This is a genomic window from Mesorhizobium sp. M0615 (assembly GCF_040320805.1).
In the GTDB taxonomy this organism is placed as follows: domain Bacteria; phylum Pseudomonadota; class Alphaproteobacteria; order Rhizobiales; family Rhizobiaceae; genus Mesorhizobium.
In genome coordinates this window covers 232,397-254,994 of record NZ_JAMYQI010000007.1, presented here as the reverse complement: position 1 = coordinate 254,994, position 22,598 = coordinate 232,397, and the positions used below count along the sequence as shown (strand labels likewise).

Here is a 22,598-nt window from a genome sequence, read left to right as displayed (position 1 = left end):
CGCCCGAACCGGCATCGCGCTGTAATGTTCCGTCTCACCCAGCAAGCAAGAAGGCGTCGCCATCCCATGATCGAAACGGCTTCTCGCCGTAGATGACGACCCGCAATTGGTGAGCTTGCGCAAGACGGCCGATGTCGGCCCGGTCCAAAGAAAGCGATCCGCGATAAGAATAGTTCAGCAATGCGAGCCGGCCCGGCCGTTTGAGAACGCGCGCAATTTCATCGAAAAGCCGCTCAGCCATGCCGGCTAAAACCAGGTAGGGAAAGCTGTCGACCGCCAACACGCAATCGAAACTGTCGTCGTCGAAGTCGGCCAGATCGAGACCGGAGGTTTGGCGCAGTTCGACATTGCCGAGCGCTGCGCATTGCTCGGAGGCGATAGAGATCATCCGCGATGATATGTCGATGCCGACCATCCGCTTGAAGGAATTGGACAGCGCGCGCTCGAAACGTCCGATGCCGCAACCGATGTCGAGAATGTCTCGTTGAATTCCGGTGAATTCTCGCGCCTCGAGCCATTCAACGATTTCGTCGGTCATGGCTGTCAGCCGCTCGTCATCGCCAAGGGATCCTAACTGGACACTTGCCGCGGTCGAAATTGCTGCCGCGGCATCAAAACTCGAGGCCAGCCTCCTGACCACGGCGATATCCGTCTCGCCGTTACCGCGTTCATGCCGAACGGCGCCGCCTGTCGCTCGCAAAGTGGCAAGGACGCCCGGTTTGTGGCGCAGCAGTCCAGCGACCTTTCGCAGTCTTTCAGCATCGCCGGTATTCGCCGGACGGACTTTCAGCACGACCTCCGCCAATTCCGCCGCTTCAATTGTGGGCGGCAGGTGAAGCGCCAGCCTGACGAGAACAGCTTCGGCGCAGGCACCATCGGCCACACAACCTTCGACCGCCCGTCTGACCGATGTCCGGCGCTGCGCGTGCACACTCATGACATCAACTCCGCGTCCAGATCCTCCGCATCGTCCACCTGTCGACGGCGCCCCAGCCATATTTGTAGGCTTCCTGGCCGCGCAGGAAGTCGAACTCGCGCGCATCCTCGCGGATCGACTCCGCGATCGCGTGGCCGATCAGAATCGCACCTGGGCTCTCCTCGGCATAAGCAGGATCGAGGCCGCCGAGATAGGCATAGGCGCGGCCGCGGTGGTGAAATCCGTAATAGGCGGCGACAGTCGTGCCTTCGATCGCGAGCAACCAGCAGCGGACCAGACCGTGAGCATCGAGCAAGGGAAGTGAAAGCCCATGGAAGTGCTGCACGGCGGGGTCGGCCAATACACCACCTCCATGTCCAACCCAGCGTGCATGGTGCAGGCGGATCAATTGGTTCAGGAAGTTCTGGTGATCACCCCTAGCTGACGCCAACGCGAGCCGGCCGCGTCTGGACGCAGCTTGGCGCGCCCGGCGCAACTGGCGCCTGCGCCGAGCGGGAACGCAGCCGGCCAACGTTTCGTCGCCGGCAACAGCAAGCACGGGGCAGGCTGCATGAATTACCGGCCTCTCGACCGTTAAACCGGGATGCGCGATCGTAAGACCGGCACTGTTTTGCGGCAGATCAGACAAGATCCATTGTGACCACCCGACCGAGCAGATCGTTTCGGCAATTGTGGACACGACCGCCGCCTCGATATCCCGGACAGCCAGGATGTCCAGATAATCGCTGAGCGAAATACCGACCGGAAGCAGCTTCGAACCGGCCGTTCCATGCTCGAGATAGAGTGGCGCCAGCCCGACCAGATCGCCGCCACGCCAGACCGCGACTGTCGCCAGTTCACCGGGTGCGAATGCGCGCCACCATGGCACCAGCCAGGCGGGGGATTGGAACGGCGTCGCAGAGGAACTCTGCTCCCACAGTTTCCACCAGTGCGGTGTCAAGGCATCGAATTTTACGAGGTCATCGATGATTTCGCTGCGCAACACTGCTTTTCTCACGGTGCCGCAGCGAAGCGCCTGCGATCGGTGCCAAGTTGTGCCAGGGCCTGATAGGCAGCCATATACGACGAGATCATCCGTTCCAGCGAAAACCGCCGCCGCGCTTCAACCCGGCACGCCTCGGCGTCCAGGCTGGGCGCCGCAAGAATGGCTTGGGCCATCTCGTCGACTGTATTGACGAGAAAGCCCGTCCTGCCGTGCTCGATGACATCCGCAAGCGCACCATTCGGGAATGCGACCACCGGGGTACCGCAGGCGAGGGCCTCCATAGCGACAAGCGAGCTTGTCTCGGCGGCCAGGCTTGGAATGACAAGACAGCGGGCTGCGTTGAGAAAACGCCTCTTGGTGTTAAAACCGAGCGGGCCCAGGAAGCGGCGGCGAGCATCAAGACGGGATTGGACCTCGTCGCGAAAGTAGCGCGTATGTGTTTCGTAGGGATAGACCTTGCCGCCGATGACCAGGGGCACGCCCGCCAGTTTGGCCGCGTCCAGGGCCAGGTGAATGCCCTTTTCCGGGCAGACCCGGCTGAGAACCAGGGCAAAGTCTCGCTTCAGCTGCACCAGGTTCAATGCTTCGATGTCAACGCCGTTGGGAATCGGCGCCACCAGTCTGGCCCCTGGTGGCGCCGTTTGCTGCTGGGTGGGCGAGACCGCATGGAGCCACAGGTCGTCGCGCGTCGGTCGCAGAGCCTCGGCCGGATACCAGTCCAAGGGTAGGTGCAGGCTCACCAGGGTCGGACCATCGTCGGGCAGATAGGCATGAAAATCGATGCCGTGCAGATGAACCACATCGATCGGCCATCGGGCGCGGGCAGCGGCGATCGCTTTGCGATGAGCCTGCTGCGCGCGGCTCTTCGCCGCCTCGTCGAGCACGCCGCTTTCAGCCGGTATTTCCACAAGGGTACCGCTCGCGCTGGAGCCGCGGCAGCCAATGACGATAGAGCGGTGGCCGGCGCGAACCAGCTCCCGATCGAGCATCGACAGAACCTGTTCGGCACCGCCGACAGCATCGGGTCCGACGGGTGCGAGAGGGTAGGCGACATTGAGGACAGTGAGCGCCGCGGCTGGTTGCGCCTCGGTCCCGTATGCCGCACCACCTGTCGATGATGCCGCTAATTCGTCCAATGTGTCAGGCGTCTGATGCATTGGCAGCATGACACTTTCACGCTGCCGAGGCCCGCCGCGTCGGGAGCGAAGCGGACGTCATGCCGGGCGCATAGCGGCGGATCATGGTTGCGCAGAATTCCGCGAACTCCTCCGGCACCAGAGGTGGGCTGGTGTGGTGGGGCATCATTCCGCGATGCTGCGGTGTAAAGCAAAAGGTGACCGTCACGTCGAAATCGGCGAGTGCCTCCATCTGCCGGTCAAACCAGTCCAGCGCGTTCGGCCGGAAGCTGTCTGCCCAGGAAAGCCCCGTGCGCATATTGGTGACGCCCAGCCGCTTCATCCAGGCGACGGCATCGTCCAGCCGGGGGTCCTCGAAATGAAACCACTGCACCAGCCCCATTGCGGGCGTATAGCGCAGGAACTCCTCCAGCGCAGGTTTTGGCGTACCGTCCTGGCGCAGCAGCCCCATGTGGAAATGTCGGTAGTAAGAAGAGCCCTCCGCCTCGCGATGCCGCGTCGTTGCTTCCCATTCGCGCGGAAGGTCGTAGAGGCTGTACCACTGGATGCGTGGTGCGTTGCCAATCAGCAACTCAGCGGTGCGCTTGAGCCCCCAAACCTGGATTTCTTCCGCGCCGAAGGTTGATACGCCGACTTCGCTGACCCAGATGGGTAGGTTGGTGACGGTCGCGATCTCGCCGATCTTCTGTGGCCATTCGTGGATCTGCCACAGGTTCCAGTCGAGCGGAAAGCCGTGCACGGCGACGGCATCGACATGGTCCAGCACGCCGAATTCCTTCATGCGGGTGATAAAGCCCGGATCTATCGGCGAGATGCCACCGAGTACTTTCGTCAAAGACGGGTTCTCTGACGCGATTGCGTCAGCCGACAAGATCGCCATCCTGGCAAAGCGGCTCCAATCGGGATCGAGCTCTGGGTCCCAATGCGATTTGTTGTTGGGCTCGTTCCAGATCATGGCGGCTTCAATCATGGAGCTGTCCTTTCGAGGGGTAGATGGCGCCGCCGCCGGCCGGGTCCCCGGCTGCGCGGCAGAAATAGACCTCCTGCTCGGGGTGCAGAACGATCTCGAAACCGGCGCTGCGCAGCATCGCTTCGGTGCAGGCGCGGTTTGGAATCCACCAGTTGGTGGGATCGTCGGCATAGCGGTGCTCGATAAAATGCAGCTTGGGAAACTGCGGCTGGTCGAACAGGTCATGCGTCCAGAAATGATAGTTTTCTTCCAACTCGGGCAGATCCGCGCTGCCGCGCTGCATGGACTGGAAGATCATCAGGTCACGGGCGACATGTTCGCGGATCAGGTCGAGCGCGAGCAAGGGGTGGCGCAAATGGTAAAGCACCCCCATGAACAGCACGACATCGAACGTCTCGCGCAGCGAGCCGACGTCGTAGACCGAAAGCTTCTGGAATTCGATCTCGCAATCGGCAACCTCGGCGGCAAAGCGAGCCTGCGCCAGGTAGGCGTCATCGAAATCGATGCCGAGGACACGGTCAGCACCTCGCCGTTTCATCTCGATGGAGTAAAATCCTGCATTGCAGCCGATATCGAGTACGGCCTTGCCCCTCAGATCAGCGGGAATGGCATTGGCAAATTTGCGCCATTTGATCAGCGGGTAGTTGCCCAGAAAATGGTTGGGAGCGGTTTCGACGCCGGCAAGTTCCATGTTGTGGAACCATGGGCCGAGCGCATCGATGCGGCGGCGGATTTCGGCATGGGAATGCAGCATGGCTCAGGCTCCTTCGCCAGGAACGACGGGTACATGCGACTGCGCGCCGGGCATGATCATGGTGGGCCGGCGCTGCGCGGATGAGGCGTCGTTTTCAAGCAACCGCAGAGCTGTTCGATAGCCGTTGAAAGTGCCGACATCGACATAGTCCGACCCAGCCCTGACACCAAAAGCTGTACCGCCGGCCGCGATATAGGCGTTGACCAAAGTGCCGATATATTCGTCACTGCGCTCGCGCTCACGCCAGAGTGCCGCAAGCTGATGCAGGATATGGCCCGGCATCTTGAACGCACCCCAAACCCAGTTCGTGGCGGCATCCTGTCGCTTGACCTGGATTTCGATCACGCGCTCTTGGACGTCGATGACGACGGCGTCGAAGAATTCCGGCTGATCCACCGGGAAAAGCAGAAATGAGAGCTGATCGTCGGGCAAATGGCGGAAACCGTCCTCGGGAAACCAGATCGTATCGGGAAGGCCGACCAGGACGACCTCGTCGGGCGCGACGAGGGGCGCCGCCCGGAAGATCGCATCGCACAGACCGACGGGGTTCGGCTGCACCACGAAGAGAGCCGCCGCGTCACCGTAGCCGGCGGCGTAGTATTCAAGGATGTCGGATTTGCCCGATCCGATGATGAAGCAAATCTTGTCGACGCCGGCCTGCACCATGCGCCGTACCAGATACTCGCTCACGGCGCATGGACGCTCGGTCTGTCCATCGATCCGGCTACCGACCGGCAGCAGCTCTTTCGAGAAGCCGAGCGGCTGAATGCGGCTGCCGCGCCCGGCAGCGGGTACGATGCCCAACATCAGACCGCTTCCCTCATCGGTTCGCCGGGAGATCTTTGAAAGGCCTCGTTCAGGATGCGATCCAGTTCCGCCGCGCGCCGTGCGGAAGTGTGTTCGCCCAAGACCCGGTCGCGGGCACGCCTTCGAATGCCGTCGAGCTCGCGCTCCGGCAATCGCAATGCGGCGACCACATCATCGGTGTCATGCGCCAACAAGATTTCGCGGCCGGGTTCGAAAAATTCGGCCAGGCCCGGCCATGCATCGGTGACGATGGCAGCCCCACACGCGGCCGCTTCGAAGAGCCGTCCCGACGGGCACCAGCCCTTTTGCGCCATCGCCTCCCGGGTGACGTTCAGTGTCAGGCGAGATGATGAGAAGAAAGCCGGATGGTCGGCTGGCGGAAGATGCCTGACAAAGAAGATGTTGTCGCTCCATGGGAATTCCTGCGGATATTGCGCGCCGCCAATGATGAAACGGTGGTCGGGCAGGCGCGCGGCCGGGCGGACCAGCAGCTTTTCGACGCCGGCCTGGCGATCCGCCGCGTAAGTTCCGAGATAGGACAGATCACCGGCGAATTCGGCCCGCTTCTCTGCCGGCCGGTGTTGGTCGGGATCGACATGCCCATAGAGAGGCACCACGTGACGCGCGCCTAAAACCGACTTAAGCGCCTCGATCGCAGAGCCGCCGGTGTAACTCAAAACGAGGTCGAAATCGGCAAGACCCTCAGGTCCGAAATAGGGCGGACGCTCGCCTTGCTCGATGCGGGCAAGCGTGACCGGAGTGTCGAGATCGTAGAAGACACGCAATCCGCGACCTGTCTGCTGCGCCAGCCGCGAGGCCTCCACGGCGTCGGCACAGTAGGAGGTAACGACGACGACATCCGCTTGCTTCATTGCCCGCTCGGCAACGCGACGGATGTCTTCCCAGTCCGGATAAATGACGACGTTGCCGCCATCGAGCCGATCGAGATCACGCGTCCCGGCATAGTAGGGGGTATCGCGTTCGAAGAAGGTGATGGACCATCCCAGCCGACCCAGGGCGCGGATCAGTCCGCGCCAGAGCGTGGCATGGCCGTTGCCCCATGATGATGTAACGGTGAGACCGAAAATGACCATCTGCATCCGGAAAGTCCTCGTCAGGCAGCTTCGTTCATTCGCAGGAGCTTGGAGCCCCAGTCACCCGACACGATCGTCGTGATCGAGGCTGGATCGATGTCGAAGCGGAAGCAGTCGCCGACCGGCAAGCCAAGCACCTTGCAGACGGCGGCTTTGATCACGTCGGCGTGGCTGACCAGGGCGACACACTGATTCGGATGCCGCTCGCGTACTGCGTTCATCAGTGCGACGATCCGCTCCTGGACATCCAGCATGGTCTCGCCGCTCGGTGTCCTGGCCTCCTGCCGCTGGTCGTTCCACGCCCGCCAGCCGGCGTCGCCGTTCAACTCGTCGAAGGTCTTTCCCGACCAATCGCCGAAATCGATCTCGTCGAGTTCGGCGCAGATCGCGATTTCACCGACGCCGCAGGCAAGCGCGATCGGCACGGCCGTCTCTTGCGTACGCTCACGCGGGCTGCACAAGATGGCTTCAATCGGCTCCCGGGCCATGCGGCCACCAAGATGCGCGGCCTGCGCCTTCCCAGCCTCGCCAAGGCAAACGCCGTCCATTCGTCCTGCAAGATAGGAGCCGACATTGTCGTGCGCTGCATGACGGATCAAAAAGAACGTTGTCGTCATTCCGCGGCATCCAGCAAAGGCTCGTCCTTGCCGGCGATGAAAGCGAGCGTGCGCTGCCGCGCTTCGGCGTCGGTGAACTGTTCGGGAGGCGACTTCATGAAATAGCTGCAGGGGCCGGTCAGTGCTCCCGCTATGCCGCGATCGAGCGCAAGCTTGGCGCAGCGTATCGCATCGATCACCACGCCGGCTGAATTTGGAGAATCCCAGACTTCCAGCTTGAGCTCGGCGTTGAGCGGCACGCCGCCGAAGGTCGTCCCTTCCACTCGGATATAGGCCCATTTGCGATCAGTCAGCCACGGTACGTGGTCGCTGGGTCCGACATGAATATTGCCCGGCTCCAGGGGAACATCGAACTGGCTGGCCACGGACTGGGTCTTGGAAATTTTCTTTGATTCCAGCCGCTCGCGTTCCAGCATGTTGAGGAAGTCGGTGTTGCCGCCGAAATTCAGCTGATAAGTGCGATCGATGCGCACGCCGCGCTCGCGGAAGAGATTGGCCAGCAGGCGGTGAACGATGGTCGCCCCGACCTGGCTCTTGATATCATCGCCGACCAGCGGCAGCCCTCGCTGCTCGAAGCGCCGGCGCCATTCCGGACGTGAGGCGATGAAAACGGGTATGCAGTTGACGAAGGCGCAGCCGGCCTCAAGCGCGCATTCGGCGTAGAAGCGCGTCGCCTCCTCGGAGCCCACCGGCAGGTAAGAGACCAGCACGTCGGCGCCGCTGTTGCGCAGGATTTCGCTGACGTCGGCAACCGGCTCCGGCGCCTCCTCGATTTCGTCGCGCAAGTATTTTCCGATGCCGTCAAGTGTCGGTCCGCGCTCGACGCGAACGCCGTTTGCCGCCGCATCGGCAAAGCGGAACGTGTTGTTCGGGGCGGCGTAGATTGCTTCAGCGACGTCGAGGCCAACCTTGCTCCTGGCGACGTCGAATGCGCAGACAATCTCGATGTCCTCGACATGGTAACCGCCGAGGTCGGCATGCATCAGCCCTGGGATTGGTTCGTTGCTTTTTGCGTGACGATAATAGGAGAGGCCCTGCACCAGGGAGGATGCGCAATTGCCGACCCCGACGATACCGACACGAACCTTTTTCGATCCCACGAAACTGCCGCCCTATGCTGTTCAAAGGTAAGTTCCTGCCGCCGAACCACCAGCGTGCCGGAATGTTCCTTGGCCTGCCGAAAAATTGCGCAAGACACTGGATCGAAGCAGCGCTCGCTGCGTTGGCGCAAGGCAAAGCATTGGAAAACCGATCGATGATCGTTTACGGCGACCAGAAGCGGAGGCAGAGCGCAGAACGGCTTCGCGATGCTGCGAGCGAAATTGCTCAAAGTCTGGACCGCATGGCTCATGGCGTCCGACGCCATGCCGCGTTGGTCGGCCTATTCATCAGCGTATCGGAACTGGTTCGCGCGCTTGCCGATGTCGATTTCGAGAACAGGGGCATCGACATCTTTTCGCCGCGGCAACAGCAAGGCGCCAGATTGCTGGTTGGTCTTGCGGCAGAGGTGGCGAAGTCGTGGCGAAGCGGTTTCGCCGTGGGCGGTGGCATCGAGCCGGGACTTCTCCAACTGCTGGACGGGTTGGATTGCGAGGCTGAGGTTCTGACCGGTTCTGCCGAGGGTTACGCGCATTACGCGCTTTATCCCGAAAGCTATTTGGGAGCGGCGCAGGAGTCAGGTCTCGATGCGAACACATGCGTGATCGGCATCCGCAGCATCGGCCTGGGGCTTGCCGCCATAGTGGCTGCCGCGATTGGCGCGCCGGCGCCGTTCAGCGTTCGTCCGGTCGGCCATCCTTTCCGCAGGCACATCAATGCCGATTCGCGCTCGATCGCTTCCTGGAAGAACAATCCATCGGCACGCTTCGCCGTTGTAGACGAAGGTCCCGGTCTGTCCGGCAGTTCGATGCACGCCGTCGTCGCGTGGCTGCGGGAACTGGGTATTGGTATGGACCGCATTCACCTGTTTCCCAGCCATCCTGGCAACCCGGGCATCGAAGCGTCACGGGAGGCTAGGGAGACATGGTCGCGCTGTCCGAAACATGTGGCGACGGCGCTCGAATGCACCTTCCCCGAAAGCTCGAACATTCCCACGCTTAGCGAATGGGTGGCCGAGGCGGTCGGCAGCCCCGAATTACGCCTGACCGAACTGTCTGGTGGCGAATGGAGGAGCGTCCACTACGTCGACGAAAAGCATTGGCCGCCGAGCCCGCGCGGCATCGAGCGGCGTAAATTCCTGGCGTCCGCGGGGTGTGGTCGCTGGCTCGTCAAATTCGCCGGCCTCGGCGAAACCGGACGGCGTAAGAGACGAGCCGCGGAAATGTTGGGGAAAGCCGGGTTCGGATCGCAAGTGGTCGGGCTTTGCCACGGCTTTCTGGTCGAACGGTGGATTGACGGCACCACGATGGACCAGGCGCCGCTGCCCAGAGGAAGGCTGGTCGCGGAGTTGACGCGCTATCTAGCCTGGCGGGCGCTCAATCTCCGAACCTGCGAACCGGGTGCATCATTGCTCGCACTCGCGGAAATGGCTGTTTCCAATACATCTGAAGCCCTGGGCGAGAACCGAGCGGCGACGTTGCGCCATTGGCTCTCGAAAAAAACCCCTGCGCATGTTCTGCAGCGGGTGGAAATCGACGGAAAGCTTCACGCGTGGGAGTTTCTCGTTTGTGCCGATGGCACGGTGGTCAAGACAGATGCCGTCGACCATTGCCGGGCACACGATTTGATTGGCTGCCAGCCGATAGAGTGGGACATTGCCGGCGCCTGTGTCGAATATGGACTGTCCGACAGCAATGTGACGACATTGGTCGAGGGGATGGGGCTCGATATTGACAATGGCCACATCGATTTTTTCGAACCCTGCTATTTGGCGTTCCAAATCGGGCTCTGGAGCACGGCTGCGCAATCCGAAAATGGCCAGGAAAAAGCAAGGCTGGCCGCGACGGCAGACCGATACAGGGCGGGGCTGATACGATTCCTGGACGAATCTCAGGTGTAACGTTTCGATCAATCCAGCCTTCGCAGCATGTCTGCTTCCTGCTCAAGAATAGCGGCCACTTCCTCGCGCTGCAGATGCGTCATCATCAAGCTGACGCAGCACTCGAGATAGGTGATCGAGGAGCGCCGCAAATAGGCAGCCGCCTCGCGTTCGGCAATCTTGTCGACATCCTTCGCGGGTCGCTTGGGTTGCATGAGGATGATCCTCCGTATCGGGTCCCTCCCGCCAAACTACAAGGTTGGATGGATGTTCCGCACGATCTCCGGGCAGGTCCGGCCGCGGCCCACGTCATGCAGGAAGGTTCTGCAGCCCGCCTGCGGGTCTCCTTTTGGCAAGGCCTGTCATCTGATCGCCGATGCCGGTGCCTTCGAGCGCCGCGAAATAATCGATCGTCAGCTTGAGCCCTTCGTTGAGCGGCACTCTCGGCGACCAGCCGAGCAGCGTTTTCGCACGCGAAATATCAGGCTGCCTGCGCCGAGGATCGTCTTGCGGCAGGGGCAGAAATTTCAGATCCGACTTGGTGCCGGTCATCGCCTTCACCAATGCCGCCAGTCGCACGATGGTGAATTCTCCGGGATTGCCCAGATTGACCGGCTTGCCCGGATTGGGGTCGATGTTCATCAGGCGCATCAATCCATCAATCAAGTCGGAGACATAGCAGAAGGATCGCGTTTGCTGGCCGTCGCCGAATATCGTCAGCGGACGCTTCTCGAGCGCCTGCATGATCAAATTCGAGACGATGCGACCGTCGGCCGGATCCATTCTCGGACCGTAGGTGTTGAAGATGCGCGCGACGCGGACGTCGGCCTTGCCGGCCCTTAGATAGTCGAAGCAAAGCGTTTCGGCGGTGCGCTTGCCCTCGTCGTAGCAGGCGCGTGGGCCGGTGCAGTTCACATGACCGACGTAGTCCTCCCTTTGCGGGTGTTGTTCCGGATCGCCATACACTTCGCTCGTCGAGGCCTGCAGCAGTCGCGCGTCATTGCGGACAGCGAGTTCGAGCAGGTTGAGGGTTCCGATCACGCAGGTACGCGTGGTGTGTATCGGGTCGGCCTGATAACGCGGCGGTGAGGCGGCGCAGGCCAGGTTGAAGATGTGATCCACGGGCTCGCCGAGATCCAGTGGCCGGCAGATGTCCTGCTCGATCAACCGGAAACCCGGCCGGTCCATGATCGAGATGATGTTTTCCATGCGCCCGGTCAGAAAATTGTCGACGCAGATCACGCGCCAGCCGTTGCGGAGCAATACTTCGCAAAGATGCGAACCGAGGAAACCCGCGCCGCCGGCAACAAGCACCGTCTTTGCCCTGTGCGCCTTTCTTGTCTGTCGCATCGCTGTTTTCTCCTGTCTGCCGTTCATGCTGCACTTCCAATGTCGAGATCGAGGGCCGTCGCCCTTGGTTGGGTCAGCGCCGCCACGAATTCGCGAGCCCTGGCCCCACCGGTGTGGGAAGCGAGGACGAGTTTGCGAGCCCGGCCGGCCATGGCCAGGCGTGCGCGCTCGGACTCGCCAACGAGGATATCGATGACTTCGTCCGTCTCCGCGGCGGTGTGGATCGCCGATGCGGGAAAGAAGCTGTCGAGCCCTGGCCAGTGGTCGCTGACGATGGGCGTGCCGCAAGCCGCCGCTTCGAACAGGCGCACGCTGGGCGACCATCCTGCGGTGATCATGGAACTGCGTGTGACATTCAGCGTGTAGCGCTGACGGCTATAGAACGCGGCGTGATCGGCTGGCGGCAAATGTTCGATGCGTTCGACATTGTCCGGCCAGATGATGTCGGATGGATATTGGGAGCCGGCCACGACGAAACGGAGGTTCGGCATATGCCGTGCGGGCTCGAGCAGCAGAGCGTTCAGCGTTGTCTGCCGGTCCATGCTGTAGGTGCCGAGATAGCCGAGATCCCAGCGGATCGGATCTCCTGTCGGGTGATGCCGTTCTGGATCGACCGAACAATAGAGAGGTTCGGCATGGCGTGCGCCGAAGTCTTGCGCCAGATGGTTGAGCGTTGGTCCGCCAGTGAAGGAGAAATAGACATCGAAGTACGGAATTTGCCGCGAACTCAGATAATCGCAATCGTCGGCTGAAAGCTTGGCCAGGGTCACCGGGGTGTCGATGTCGTAAAAGCAGAGCTGCCCCTTGCAAAGCGAGGCGACGATGTCGATGACCTGGCGTCCTTCTGGAACAAAGGATCCGATGACGATGATGTCGGCCTGCTCCAGGCACTGTGCGTAGTCGCGTTGCAGCTCCGCAGTGGTTTCGTAGTAGCGCAAGGCGCAGAACTCCGGATCGCGCAGATCGCGGTGATTGGCGTACCACGGCACGTTGCGCTCCAGAAAAGTCACCCGGTGACCGAGTCCGTGCAAGCCTTTCAAAAGACCCCGGAAAGTCGTGGCGTGGCCGTTTCCCCAGGATGAGGACAGCGACAGGCCGAGAAAGACGATGTCCAGTTTCTTGGTCATTCCGCTGCCTCCACGGCCCCGTGCTCGAAATGACGTTTGAAGACGGCATCCGCCACATCCGCCCGAAGCGCGTAGGTATGGTCCGCCAGCACGCGGTGAAGTGCGGCTTGGCCGATTGCCTTGGCCCGCCCGGGGGTCAGCGAGCGCATTATTTCGGCGACATCGCCGCCGTCACGCGCGACCAGGATCTCCTCGCCTGGTTTCAGGAACAGTTCCACGCCCAGCCATGCATCCGTGATGAGACAGGCGCCCGCGCCGGCCGCCTCGAACACTCGCGTGGCCGGTGAAAAACCGTTGGCGGCCATGCTGTCGCGGCTGATGTTCAACACGGCTTTTGGGGTGACATTGAAGGCGTTGTGATCGCGGGTGCCGACATGGCCGAGCCAGCCTACATTGGTGGGGAGCGGCTTGTCGCCCCAACCCGAGCCTCCGAGCAGGAAACGCTGTTTCGGCAGCTGGCTGGCGGGATCGAGGAAAAACGATTCGACACGCGCTTCACGGTCCGGCAGCCGGTTTCCGAGGAACGCCAGGTCGCAGGCAAAACGCGCTTTGCTGGCGACCGGATGGTGCGTTTCGGGATCGAGCGCATTGTAGATGGGCACGCACTCCTTGGCGCCCATGGCACGATAGGCCCAGACAACGGGATCGCCGCCACCATAGGTCAGCACGAGGTCGATCTCCTGCAGTGCACGATGGAGCGGGTGGTCCGGCTCGTCGCGCAACTGGGCAAGCGTGGCTGGCGCATCCACGTCCCAGAATACGACAAGCGCGTCGCTGCGGGCGTGGTCGAGAACGGCGCGAAGCAGCGCCTCGTCTTCGAAACCGACGCCACTCGCCTTGACGACGATGTCGGCGCCGGCGGCACGTGCCGCGACCTGCATCAGCGCATGCTGGGTCGCCTCATAAACGACGACAGTGCACCAGTCGGGAGCTTCGATGTCGCGGTTCTTCTGCCGGTCGTAGACATCGGGTTCGTAGAACGTGATCTCGTAACCCAATTGCGAAAGTGCCTTGAGCAAACCGCGATAGTACGTCGCGGCACCGTTCCAGTAGGACGACAAAAGGCTCGATCCATAGAATGCGATCTTCATGCGACGGCTTCCTTTGCGGCTGTCGGGACGGCGGTGTGTCGGTTCGCGCATTGCGTGAGCACGCCGAGCAACTCGTCGACGCGGTGGCGGCAGGTGTGCCGCGAGCGGATGGTCTCGAGACCCGAGGTCACCAGGGAGGCCGCAAAGTCCTCGTCGGACAACACCGTCCGAAGCTGTTGCCGCATTTGCGAGCCATTCTCGGCAAACAGGAAGTCGACACCGGGCCTGAAAAGCTGCTCGACATCGGACCATGGCGCTGAAATCAGCGGAATGCCGCAGGCGAGTGCCTCGAACATGCGGATCGTCGGGATTCCGGGCAACCTCTCGCGATAGGGGCGCCGTGGGATGTGAACGGTGACACGATGCGCGGCGAAGGCCTTCGGCACGTCGGCATTGGCGATCCACCCCTCATAGCGCAGTCCTGCGGTGGCCAGATCCGCAAGTGCGGTCTTGGGGTAGCGTACGCCGTGAACAGCGGCATCAAGGCGGAGATCGTGCACCGGCTCGATCAGAAACTCCTTGAGTTCGGCGGTCCGCTCATCATCGCCCCAGTTGCCGATCCAGACCAGATCGGAGGTGGGGTGGATCTCCGGGTGCGGCTTGAACAGGCGATCGTCCGCCGCTTCATGCCAAGTGAAGACGCGCTTGCCCCAGCCGGCGCGCAGATAGCTCTCGCGCAAGGTTTCGCCAAAGGCGAGAACGCCGTCATAGTGCTCCAGCCGGAGCGCCGAGAGTGCCTCGGTCGCAGACACGGCCCGGTGGTGGGTGTCGTGAAAAAGAAGGATGAAGTTGCCGCCGGCGGCCCGGGCACGGCCAATACGTGCGACAAGCTCCGGATCCGTCCACTCATGAACGATCACAACGTCGGCCTCGGCAATCCAGGCTTCGTGATCAAATCCGGCATCGTAGGTCACCGGCATCAGTTCGGGAAAATCCTTGCGGAAGCGTTCGATGGCGAACGACCCCTTCTCAGCCAGCAGATTCGACCGGCTCCAGCCATTCGCCGGCTCCAGCGCAATCGCCTGATGCCGGCGCTGGACCAGCTCTCGCATGACGCCGCGCAGGAAATGGGCATTGCCATGGTTCCAGTCGGAAACGACCGAGTGGGTGTAGAACACAAAGCGCATGATCAGCGCTCCGCCATCGCTAAGGCCGCTTTGTCGTACACGCCGCGCATAGCCGCTGTCTGCTTTGTCAGCCTAAACCTGCGGCTGCGTCGGATGGCTGCCTGGCCAAGCTCTCGCCGGAGCTCGGCATCGCTGGAGAGACGGTTGAGGCAGGCAGCGAGATCGTGCGGATCGCGCGCGTCAAAGAATATCGCGGCCCCGTCCCATAGTTCGCGATAGGTGGCGATATCGGAAAGCACCAGGGGCGTAGCCGACATGGCGGCTTCCAGCGCGGCCAGGCCGAATGGCTCGTAGAGCGATGGCGATACGAAAATACCCGCGCGAGCCATCAACGAACGCACCTCATCGGACGGCACTGCTCCCAGAGGAACAGCATGGCTGAAGCTGACATGCTCGCCGTTTGGGCCGTTCGTCGAACCGGCGGCAAACAGAGGCCATCGCGTCAGGGACGCCGCCTGATCGACCACCGCCGCATTTTTGCCCTCGTCCCACCAGCGGGCAGCGGCGAAGACGAGCGGTTGATGCTTTTCGGCCTTCGGCAGAGGACGGGCACCATTTGTGACCACACTCAAGCGCGCGATCGGGCCGTAGCAGGTCTCTAGCATGTCGGCATGGCTGCGGCTCGGCGCGATGACCGCGTCGGCCCGATCCATGCCGCGTCTGTTGCGCTCCTTCTGCCAGGCCCATGCCCCATCCGCCGCCTGTCCTCTGACCGCATGGAACCAAGTCGTCACGCAGGAATGGGAGACCACCACGACCGGGCATGGCGCGTCGAATCCCGCCGCCTGCGAAGGCGCGTTGAAATGGACAAGGTCGATGGCGTGGTCGCGCATGGGCGCATGCAACTCCCGAGGCAGCGCGTCGAGATCACCGCCGTTCCGGGTCATCCAATCCGGCGGCGTGTTGAGCCAGATCAGCTTCGCGAAAGCCTCCGCCTCGTCGGCCTGCTGCCTGGACGGTGGCGGACCGAGACCGGCAAGCACTACGCTATCGCCGCCATTGACAAGTTCCCTGGCCAGGTCGAGCGCATAGCGCCACACGCCGCCCACGGCGTCGACCGTCATCAGGATGCGCCGCGAGCGCGGCGTCAGTGTCCGCAACATGTCGCCTCCAGTTCCGCCAGCGGACGCGGGCGCCTTTCCTGGATGTCGCTGAACTTCTGGAATGATGCGAGATAGTGATCATGGGCGCGCTCCCAGGCGAGGTCGTCGGGTTCGCCCCAAAGCTCGCGATAGCTTGGCGAACTCGGATATGGATAAAGCGGTACGGGTTCATTGGCCCACACGCCGTTGTCGATCAGGTGCGTTCGCCAGTAGTCCACAAGGGCAGGGTCATCCTCGACGACGCCGATCAGATTGGCCTGTACGAACGGAACGTGACGCCTGGCATTGACGAGCAGCGCGGCAAGTTCCTCGGTACCCAGCCGGCAGCGTTTCGCCAGCATCGCACGACCTTCCACGGTCAGGCTTTCGAGGCCGGCCTCGATGGAGACGCAGCCGGCCGCACCGAGCAGTTCCAGCAGATCGGGTTTCCAAAGGTCGATGCGGGTCTGCACACCGAACTTCACGTCGCGATCGATCAACGCTTCCAGCAGCGCTTTCTGCGGCAGGAAGATTTCATCGATGAAATAAATGTAGCCGACGCCCTGGGCAATCAGCCCATCGATTTCCGCTATGACCGCCTCGTGGTTTCGGCGGCGATAGGCATCGCGGAAATCGATCTTGGCGCAGAAGCTGCAATTGTAGGGGCAGCCGCGCGATGCTTCGACCTCCGCGCCGAACCCAACCTGCTTGTCATCGAACCTGTGATGGTGGTGCGAATGGGCTGTGATCCAGTCTGATGGCCATTGGAGTGGCGGATGATCGACAAACGAACTGGCGTGGACGCCGCCGGTCAAAACCACCTTGGCGTCGCGCAGGTAAGCGGTCGAGGGCACCGCGCTCCAGTCGTCGCGCCGGGCAAGTTCCGCGACGATTTCCTCGCATTCGCCGCGCACAACAATGTCGACGCCAAGCTTGCGCAAGGTTGGCGCGGGCGTAGCCGAGCCATGCGGCCCGACCGCGACTGTGCGTCCACCGCGCCCGGCGAGACGGTTGAGGAAATCGGCCGGCACGCGCAACTCGGGTGGTGCGCAGCGCCAGAACAGATAAGTCGGGGCGGTACTGACGACCGTTATTGCCGGCCCGAAATCAGCCACACGCTCGGAGAGGTCCGAGTTGTCGAGCTCCTGCAATTGCCCATCCAGCATCAACACCTCATGGCCGGCTGTTTCGAGCAGGGATTTCGAATAGCCGAGTTCCAGAGGGAGATGTGGTTGGCGGCAGCCGAAATAAATGCTGTCGTCGTAGGTCCAGAACGGGTTTACCAGGGCGATTTTCATGCGACGTACCTCACGACTTCGGGGCGAGGCTGGAGCCGGTGTTGTTGCAGCCAGTCTGCGAGATCGCGAATGCCTTCGCGCCATGAAACACGAGCTTTCCAGCCAAGCATCGCTTTGATCTTGCGGGTGTCGGCGACGAAGAAGGGCTGATCGCCGGTGCGTTCGCCATCATGGCGGATCGAAAGCTCACGGCCGGTCAAGCTACGGATCTCGCTCAACAGCATGCGCAGGCTGATCGCATTATCGGGGCCGCCGCCAAGATTGAATGCCTGGCCTTTGGTCGTCTCGATACGATCGAGCGTGGCCCTGTAGGCGGCGACCGCATCGGAGACATGCAGTATGTCGCGCACTTGTCTGCCGTCGCCGTAAATGGTGATTGGACGTCCCGTCAGCGCACTCAGCAGGAAGTGCGCGACCCAGCCTTGATCCTCGGTTCCGAACTGGCGCGGCCCGTAAATGCAGCTCATCCGCAGCACCGCCGTCGGCATGCCGTAGGATTTGGCATAGTCGAGCACATATTGGTCCGCCGCGCCTTTGGAGCAGCCATAGGGCGTGCAGAAATCCAGGCCGTGGGTCTCGTCGATGCCATTCGCTTGGATGATGCCGTCGCAAGGCAGGTAACGATCGCCGTCCTCGCGAACCGCGACGTCTGGCAGGCTGCCATAGACCTTGTTGGTGCTGGCGAAGACCACCGGAACAAACTCACTGCTCAGCCGCGCCGCCTCGAGGACATTGAACGTTCCTCGAAGGTTGATGTCGAAATCCTCGTCCGGTTGGACCAGGCTCGTTGTGACGGCGGTTTGCGCGGCCAGGTGGAAGATCGCCTTGGAACTCTTCAGAACGGGCGCAAGCGCGTTGGCGTCGCGCACGTCAATCGTTTCGACCATGAGGCGGCTTCCGTGTTTCTGCGCCAGCCATTCAAGGTTCTGTTCGACGCCGGGGCGGCTGAGATTGTCGATCACCAGCACCGGCTCGCCATCCGACAACAGGCTGTCGGCCAGGTTCGATCCTATGAAGCCGCTGCCGCCGACAATGGCGACGGGCGCGTCGCGTCGATTGCGCGTATTCATGACACCAGCCCACGTTCTTCAAGCTCGCGTTTCATGTCGGCGCCGCGGTCGATGGCGGACGAGTTGCGCACCCAGGAAACGAAATCGGCGAGCGAATTCTCCAGTTGTTGCCTCGGCTCGAAACCGAGCAGCTCACGGGCCTTGGAAATATCGGCGAAGCAGTTGCGGATATCCCCGGAGCGCGCCTTGCCGAGCAACTCTGGCGAGCGGTCCGGCGTTCCCATGGCCTCGGCAAGTACCCGCGCGACGTCGCTGATAGCATAGGCTCGGCCGCTGCCGATGTTGATGACGTGACCCCTTGCCTGGCGTTGCTGCAGCGCAAGACGAAAGGCGCGGGCGACGTCATCCACATGGACGAAATCGCGCTTCTGTTCGCCATCCTCGAAGATCATTGGCCGTTGGCCGTTGGCGAGACGCGAAGCAAAATTGGCCAACACGCCGGTATAGGGGTTCGACAACGCCTGGCCGGCGCCGAAGACGTTGAACAGGCGCAGCGCGACCGCATCGATGCCATAGGCTTCGCCGAAGATCAGCACGGCGCGTTCCTGGGCGTATTTCGTCAGCGCATAGATAGAGGCGAGGTCGACCGGCTTTTCCTCGTCCGTCGGCAGGGGAGAGAGGGGCTCGCCTTCCGGCGACAGCGGATTCCACTGCCCGTTTTTGATGTCGCTCGCCTTGCGCCGGGCATTGTCGATGCGCCGGCCGTCCGATGTAGCATAGAGGCCCTCGCCATAGACACTCATCGATGAGGCGACGACAATGCGCTCGACCGGATGTTTGATCAGCGCCTCGAGCAGCGTCGCGGTGCCGAGATCGTTGGTGCCGACATAGCGCGCGATCTCGTACATCGACTGTCCGACGCCGACTTCCGCCGCCAGATGAATGACCGCGTCAACGCCTTCCAGCGCCTTGGCGACCGCCTCCCGGTCCCGAATGTCGCCCTTGATCAGCTCGGCCCCGGCGGGAAGGGCGACTGTTTCGCCTGCGTGCACCTGCTCCAGCAGCACATCCAAAATGCGAACCGAATAATCCTGCTCGATGAGTTCCTGGGCGACATGCCGGCCAATGAAGCCGCAGCCCCCTGTAACCAATATCCGTTTCACGACCACTCCTCAGACAGGTAATCTTGGCGACCCGAACTTTTCGGCAAAAGGTTTGTTCCCTTGGCTTCAACAAAGTTCCTTTGGCCGGCTTCGTTCGGAAGCAGCCACATCGCGCTCGCCGCGCCGTGCCGGAACATTGCCGCCCTTGTGCTGTTAGGACGCCGGCAGCCCCGACGATGCCCGATGTTGGCAACGCCGATGATCAAAGGAGATTTCAATGTCCCAGTCGCAAACGACCACCAATCACGACGAAATCCGCAAATGGGCCGAGGAGCGGGATGGACGGCCGGCAGTGGTTCGCACCAAAGGGGCGGGCGGCATCCTGCGGATCGACTTCGGCAAACCCGAGGAAGCATTCGAGCCGGTGGAATGGGACGAGTTCTTCCGCATATTCGACGAGAACGATCTGGCCTTTCTTTACCAGTCCAAGACTGGTGACGGACAAACCAGCCGTTTCAACAAATTCGTCGAGCGCAACCAGAAAGGCGAATGACACATTTCGAGCCGGCCGATTTGCCCGACCTGGTTCTCGGGCCAATTTCTGGATGCGGTGGAACAATAGAGGCTCCGATCCTTCGGTCGCTGAACCACATCCGCAGCAAGGATCGAAGGCCTGGGCCTGAGCGCAGGAGGCGGCGGGGCTGGATAGGCGCCAAAAGCTGGAAACCCTCTACTCGCCCTGCCGTGAAACCAAAACGCCGCTCATCAGTCGTCCTGCTGCCTGCGGTGGCGGTGTTTTTCGATTTCCTCGGGCTCTTCACCGTCGATCCGCGTGATGTTCGAGGCATTGTGGTCTGATCGCAGGATCTCATCCAGTTTGGCGTGAATGGCCTGAGTGTCGCGGTGCTCGGCTCGCTGGATGAACAGCGTCATGGCCCACGTAAACAAGGTAGCCGCTCCATGCCAGTCCAGGGTCTGTCGCTCGAAGATCATCCAAAGGATTGCGTAGACCAACAGGATCAGGAATGCCGCGGGGCGGGAGGTTAATGTGCCGATTGAAGTAAGCACGCCGGTGACGGGATGATTGGCCATGCGAAGGAACTCGCGGCAGTGACCGTGGTTCCCGACCGCAGTGCATCGCGCCGGCACGAGCCAGCTAGGCGCGACGGATGAATTCACGGCGCAGTGCTTACCGATCGCAGCTACAACGATGACCACTCGATTGCCGGGCGCGCAATCATCAGCCAGAAAATGGCGAGCACGGCGCCGAAAGCTGGGAAGCCGAAGACAAACCAGCGTCTGAACAGCTGATGGTAGCGCTCGGGAGGAGGTTGGTTGGAGAGTGCGGCCTGTGTGGCTAGATTTCGCATCTCGATCTGCATCCACACGACAGGCAGCCAGAACAGGCCCGTTAAGATGTAGAGCAGGATCGAGAGAACGATCCATCCTTCGGACAGCGAATACCCCGCAACCCTAGCGAGGCCCAGTCCGGTCAGAGGTTGTGCGACAACGGCCGTAGCCGTGAACAGGAAATCAGCCAGCACGACAATGCGGGCGACGGCTGCGATCGTCGCGGCATTCCCGGTCCGGTGTGCCAAAAGCATGAAAAAAGCAATGCCGGCACCAGTTCCGAGCAGCACAGCAGCGCCGATCACGTGCAGGTATTTAAGCACGAAGTACATCATCAGCGTTCCTCCAGAATGGCCAGCGCTGCAAAATGCAGAACGAGGATCGGGAGGATTTTGATCAGCGGCCCGAGTGGCTCAAGCCAAAGATCCGGCCGCAGAATGCTCCCAGCGGTCGCATAGAAAAGCGATACCGCGATTGCGCCGAAAAGACCAAGCCGGCTGGTTGAGCGCCAGGCGATAAGCGCCCCGACGGCGATGTCAGCCAGCGCGCCGGCGACTACCGCCGGTTCGGCCAAGGGGCCGGCAGCAGTGCCAATCAGCAAGTCAACTCCGCTGCGCCAGCCGGCGGTGAGGGAAATGATGCCGGTCATGATCCAGAAGAGCGGCAAGACGACAAAGAGCGCCGGCTTGACGAAGTAAAGACCGGCGAACCATCGCTCCTGCACGGTCGCAGGATTTAAACGCAGTGCAGATGTAAGACTTGATGGTTGAATGCCGGTCGCCGTCATCCACGGCTGGGGATCGCCGACAGCGCCACGGGCAATCTCTTTTGCTGCATTGCTGCGCATCGGCGGGCGCCAGCCCAGCTGAGCCGCGGCATCCCCGAACCTGTACAAGATAGCTGCGGCCCAATTCGGCAAGATGAACTCCCGAGCACTGCTCCATCCGAACCAGCGGCGATAGCGACCCACGACCTCGCTCATCGAAAGTGCCTCGGGCCCAGCCAGGTCCAGCGTGAGGTGCGATGGGCTGCCGGGTTGGAGGAAGAACAGGACGGTGGAGATGACGTCATCGAGTTGGACGACTTGGAGACGGCCCGTGTCGGGCATCAACGGCAAGAGCGGCAAAGCCGCGAGGCCGCGAAACAGTGCACTTGCGCCGAAGGCCGGCCTTCCCAGCACTACGGAGGGGCGCAGGATGACCCAGCTAAGGCTACGTGCCATCAGTGCTTCATCGCCAGCGAGCTTGCTGGCGGAAAAGGCGGACGGCTGCTGGCGATCGACCCCGATGGCAGAAAAGTGGATCACCTTGTTCACACCTGCTTGCTCACACGCGGTGAAGAGAGCCGAGGCGCCGGTAGAATGGACATGCCGGGTGTTTTCCCGGGCACTATCCTGCAGGACGCCGGCACAGTTTACGACGGCGTCCACACCGGCGAGATAGGGGGTCCAGTCCTGAGGTCGCAAGGCCCGCGCCATATCCAGGGAAACGGTTTGGATCTCCGGGTGGACGCCAGTGTCTGCGTGGTGAAGCACGCGGACCACTTCATGACTCTCGCCGGTCAGGCGCGCGCAAAGCGCGGCTCCAATCAGACCTGACGCGCCGGTGACGAGAATTTTCATTCCTTCCTCCAGCCGTTCGCCAGCGCGTGCCCGTCCATCAACCCAGCGGCTGCGCCTGGGAGAACTCTAGCAAAGCCGAAGCCGGTAGTCTCACGCCGGGTGGAACGGGTTCCGGGCATCAACGCAGCCAAAGGTGAGCCGGTACGGTGCGCTCGCATCTGC

General features: G+C 61.9%; 23 protein-coding genes. 2 read left to right on the top strand and 21 right to left on the bottom strand.

The window, feature by feature from the left end; genetic code table 11:
* Window positions 1-34: 34 nt before the first annotated feature.
* Genes NKI46_RS14590 through NKI46_RS14550 form a run of 9 tightly spaced genes read right to left on the bottom strand, consistent with a single transcriptional unit; the run spans window position 35 to window position 8,400 of the window.
* The gene (locus NKI46_RS14590; protein WP_245264377.1) at window positions 35-997 is read right to left on the bottom strand and encodes a class I SAM-dependent methyltransferase; all 963 of its coding nucleotides are present in this window, start codon (window positions 995-997) and stop codon (window positions 35-37) included.
* Window positions 942-1,922, bottom strand: a complete 981-nt coding sequence (locus NKI46_RS14585; RefSeq protein ID WP_245260473.1) for a GNAT family N-acetyltransferase — start codon at window positions 1,920-1,922, stop codon at window positions 942-944. Before NKI46_RS14585 ends, NKI46_RS14590 begins: the two co-directional genes overlap by 56 nt.
* Window positions 1,923-1,930: 8 nt before the next feature.
* Window positions 1,931-3,088: a glycosyltransferase gene (locus NKI46_RS14580; RefSeq protein ID WP_023739579.1), complete on the bottom strand. Its 1,158-nt coding sequence runs from the start codon at window positions 3,086-3,088 to the stop codon at window positions 1,931-1,933.
* A gap of 7 nt (window positions 3,089-3,095) precedes the next feature.
* Window positions 3,096-4,028: a glycoside hydrolase 5 family protein gene (locus tag NKI46_RS14575; RefSeq protein ID WP_023739578.1), complete on the bottom strand. Its 933-nt coding sequence runs from the start codon at window positions 4,026-4,028 to the stop codon at window positions 3,096-3,098.
* Window positions 4,021-4,782, bottom strand: a complete 762-nt coding sequence (locus tag NKI46_RS14570) for a TIGR04290 family methyltransferase (protein ID WP_023733222.1) — start codon at window positions 4,780-4,782, stop codon at window positions 4,021-4,023. Before NKI46_RS14570 ends, NKI46_RS14575 begins: the two co-directional genes overlap by 8 nt.
* A gap of 3 nt (window positions 4,783-4,785) precedes the next feature.
* Complete coding sequence (locus tag NKI46_RS14565; RefSeq protein ID WP_023739577.1) at window positions 4,786-5,589, bottom strand: sugar phosphate nucleotidyltransferase; 804 nt, start codon at window positions 5,587-5,589, stop codon at window positions 4,786-4,788.
* Entirely contained in the window at window positions 5,589-6,689 is a 1,101-nt protein-coding gene (locus tag NKI46_RS14560) for a CgeB family protein (protein ID WP_023699986.1), read from the bottom strand. Before NKI46_RS14560 ends, NKI46_RS14565 begins: the two co-directional genes overlap by 1 nt.
* 14 nt (window positions 6,690-6,703) lie before the next feature.
* Entirely contained in the window at window positions 6,704-7,300 is a 597-nt protein-coding gene (locus NKI46_RS14555; RefSeq protein WP_023667978.1) for a histidine phosphatase family protein, read from the bottom strand.
* Complete coding sequence (locus NKI46_RS14550) at window positions 7,297-8,400, bottom strand: inositol-3-phosphate synthase (RefSeq protein WP_023739576.1); 1,104 nt, start codon at window positions 8,398-8,400, stop codon at window positions 7,297-7,299. Before NKI46_RS14550 ends, NKI46_RS14555 begins: the two co-directional genes overlap by 4 nt.
* A gap of 14 nt (window positions 8,401-8,414) precedes the next feature.
* On the opposite strand from NKI46_RS14550, the gene NKI46_RS14545 reads away from it, so the two are divergent.
* On the top strand, window positions 8,415-10,298 hold the full coding sequence (locus NKI46_RS14545; protein ID WP_352746717.1) for a hypothetical protein: 1,884 nt from the start codon (window positions 8,415-8,417) through the stop codon (window positions 10,296-10,298).
* Between the two features lie 8 nt (window positions 10,299-10,306).
* Here the strand turns inward: NKI46_RS14545 and NKI46_RS14540 are convergent, their stop codons facing one another.
* From NKI46_RS14540 to NKI46_RS14500, 9 genes are all read right to left on the bottom strand, one after another.
* Window positions 10,307-10,492, bottom strand: coding sequence for a hypothetical protein (locus NKI46_RS14540; RefSeq protein ID WP_023667982.1), 186 nt, complete (start codon window positions 10,490-10,492; stop codon window positions 10,307-10,309).
* Window positions 10,493-10,586: 94 nt separating this feature from the next.
* Entirely contained in the window at window positions 10,587-11,627 is a 1,041-nt protein-coding gene (locus NKI46_RS14535) for a UDP-glucuronic acid decarboxylase family protein (RefSeq protein ID WP_023681096.1), read from the bottom strand.
* 23 nt (window positions 11,628-11,650) lie between these two features.
* Window positions 11,651-12,754, bottom strand: coding sequence for a CgeB family protein (locus NKI46_RS14530; protein ID WP_023725529.1), 1,104 nt, complete (start codon window positions 12,752-12,754; stop codon window positions 11,651-11,653).
* A complete protein-coding gene (locus NKI46_RS14525) occupies window positions 12,751-13,845 on the bottom strand; it encodes a CgeB family protein (protein ID WP_023667985.1) in 1,095 nt (364 codons plus the stop codon). Before NKI46_RS14525 ends, NKI46_RS14530 begins: the two co-directional genes overlap by 4 nt.
* Window positions 13,842-14,972, bottom strand: a complete 1,131-nt coding sequence (locus NKI46_RS14520; protein WP_023739574.1) for a CgeB family protein — start codon at window positions 14,970-14,972, stop codon at window positions 13,842-13,844. The genes NKI46_RS14525 and NKI46_RS14520 overlap by 4 nt, the downstream gene beginning before the upstream one ends.
* 2 nt (window positions 14,973-14,974) lie before the next feature.
* A complete protein-coding gene (locus NKI46_RS14515) occupies window positions 14,975-16,075 on the bottom strand; it encodes a glycosyltransferase family 4 protein (RefSeq protein WP_023681099.1) in 1,101 nt (366 codons plus the stop codon).
* Window positions 16,060-17,352: a TIGR04295 family B12-binding domain-containing radical SAM protein gene (locus NKI46_RS14510; RefSeq protein WP_023739573.1), complete on the bottom strand. Its 1,293-nt coding sequence runs from the start codon at window positions 17,350-17,352 to the stop codon at window positions 16,060-16,062. Before NKI46_RS14510 ends, NKI46_RS14515 begins: the two co-directional genes overlap by 16 nt.
* Entirely contained in the window at window positions 17,349-18,422 is a 1,074-nt protein-coding gene (locus NKI46_RS14505; protein WP_023691444.1) for a GDP-mannose 4,6-dehydratase, read from the bottom strand. Before NKI46_RS14505 ends, NKI46_RS14510 begins: the two co-directional genes overlap by 4 nt.
* Window positions 18,419-19,525: an NAD-dependent epimerase/dehydratase family protein gene (locus tag NKI46_RS14500; RefSeq protein ID WP_023681102.1), complete on the bottom strand. Its 1,107-nt coding sequence runs from the start codon at window positions 19,523-19,525 to the stop codon at window positions 18,419-18,421. Before NKI46_RS14500 ends, NKI46_RS14505 begins: the two co-directional genes overlap by 4 nt.
* A 217-nt stretch (window positions 19,526-19,742) precedes the next feature.
* On the opposite strand from NKI46_RS14500, the gene NKI46_RS14495 reads away from it, so the two are divergent.
* Window positions 19,743-20,018: a hypothetical protein gene (locus NKI46_RS14495; protein ID WP_023667991.1), complete on the top strand. Its 276-nt coding sequence runs from the start codon at window positions 19,743-19,745 to the stop codon at window positions 20,016-20,018.
* 212 nt (window positions 20,019-20,230) lie between these two features.
* Here NKI46_RS14495 and NKI46_RS14490 read toward each other — a convergent pair whose 3' ends face one another.
* From NKI46_RS14490 to NKI46_RS14480, 3 genes are all read right to left on the bottom strand, one after another.
* The gene (locus tag NKI46_RS14490; protein WP_023739572.1) at window positions 20,231-20,557 is read right to left on the bottom strand and encodes a low affinity iron permease family protein; all 327 of its coding nucleotides are present in this window, start codon (window positions 20,555-20,557) and stop codon (window positions 20,231-20,233) included.
* A gap of 110 nt (window positions 20,558-20,667) precedes the next feature.
* Window positions 20,668-21,150: a DUF2269 family protein gene (locus tag NKI46_RS14485; RefSeq protein WP_023681104.1), complete on the bottom strand. Its 483-nt coding sequence runs from the start codon at window positions 21,148-21,150 to the stop codon at window positions 20,668-20,670.
* Window positions 21,150-22,436, bottom strand: coding sequence for an SDR family oxidoreductase (locus NKI46_RS14480; RefSeq protein ID WP_352746712.1), 1,287 nt, complete (start codon window positions 22,434-22,436; stop codon window positions 21,150-21,152). Before NKI46_RS14480 ends, NKI46_RS14485 begins: the two co-directional genes overlap by 1 nt.
* Between the last annotated feature and the right edge of the window lie 162 nt (window positions 22,437-22,598).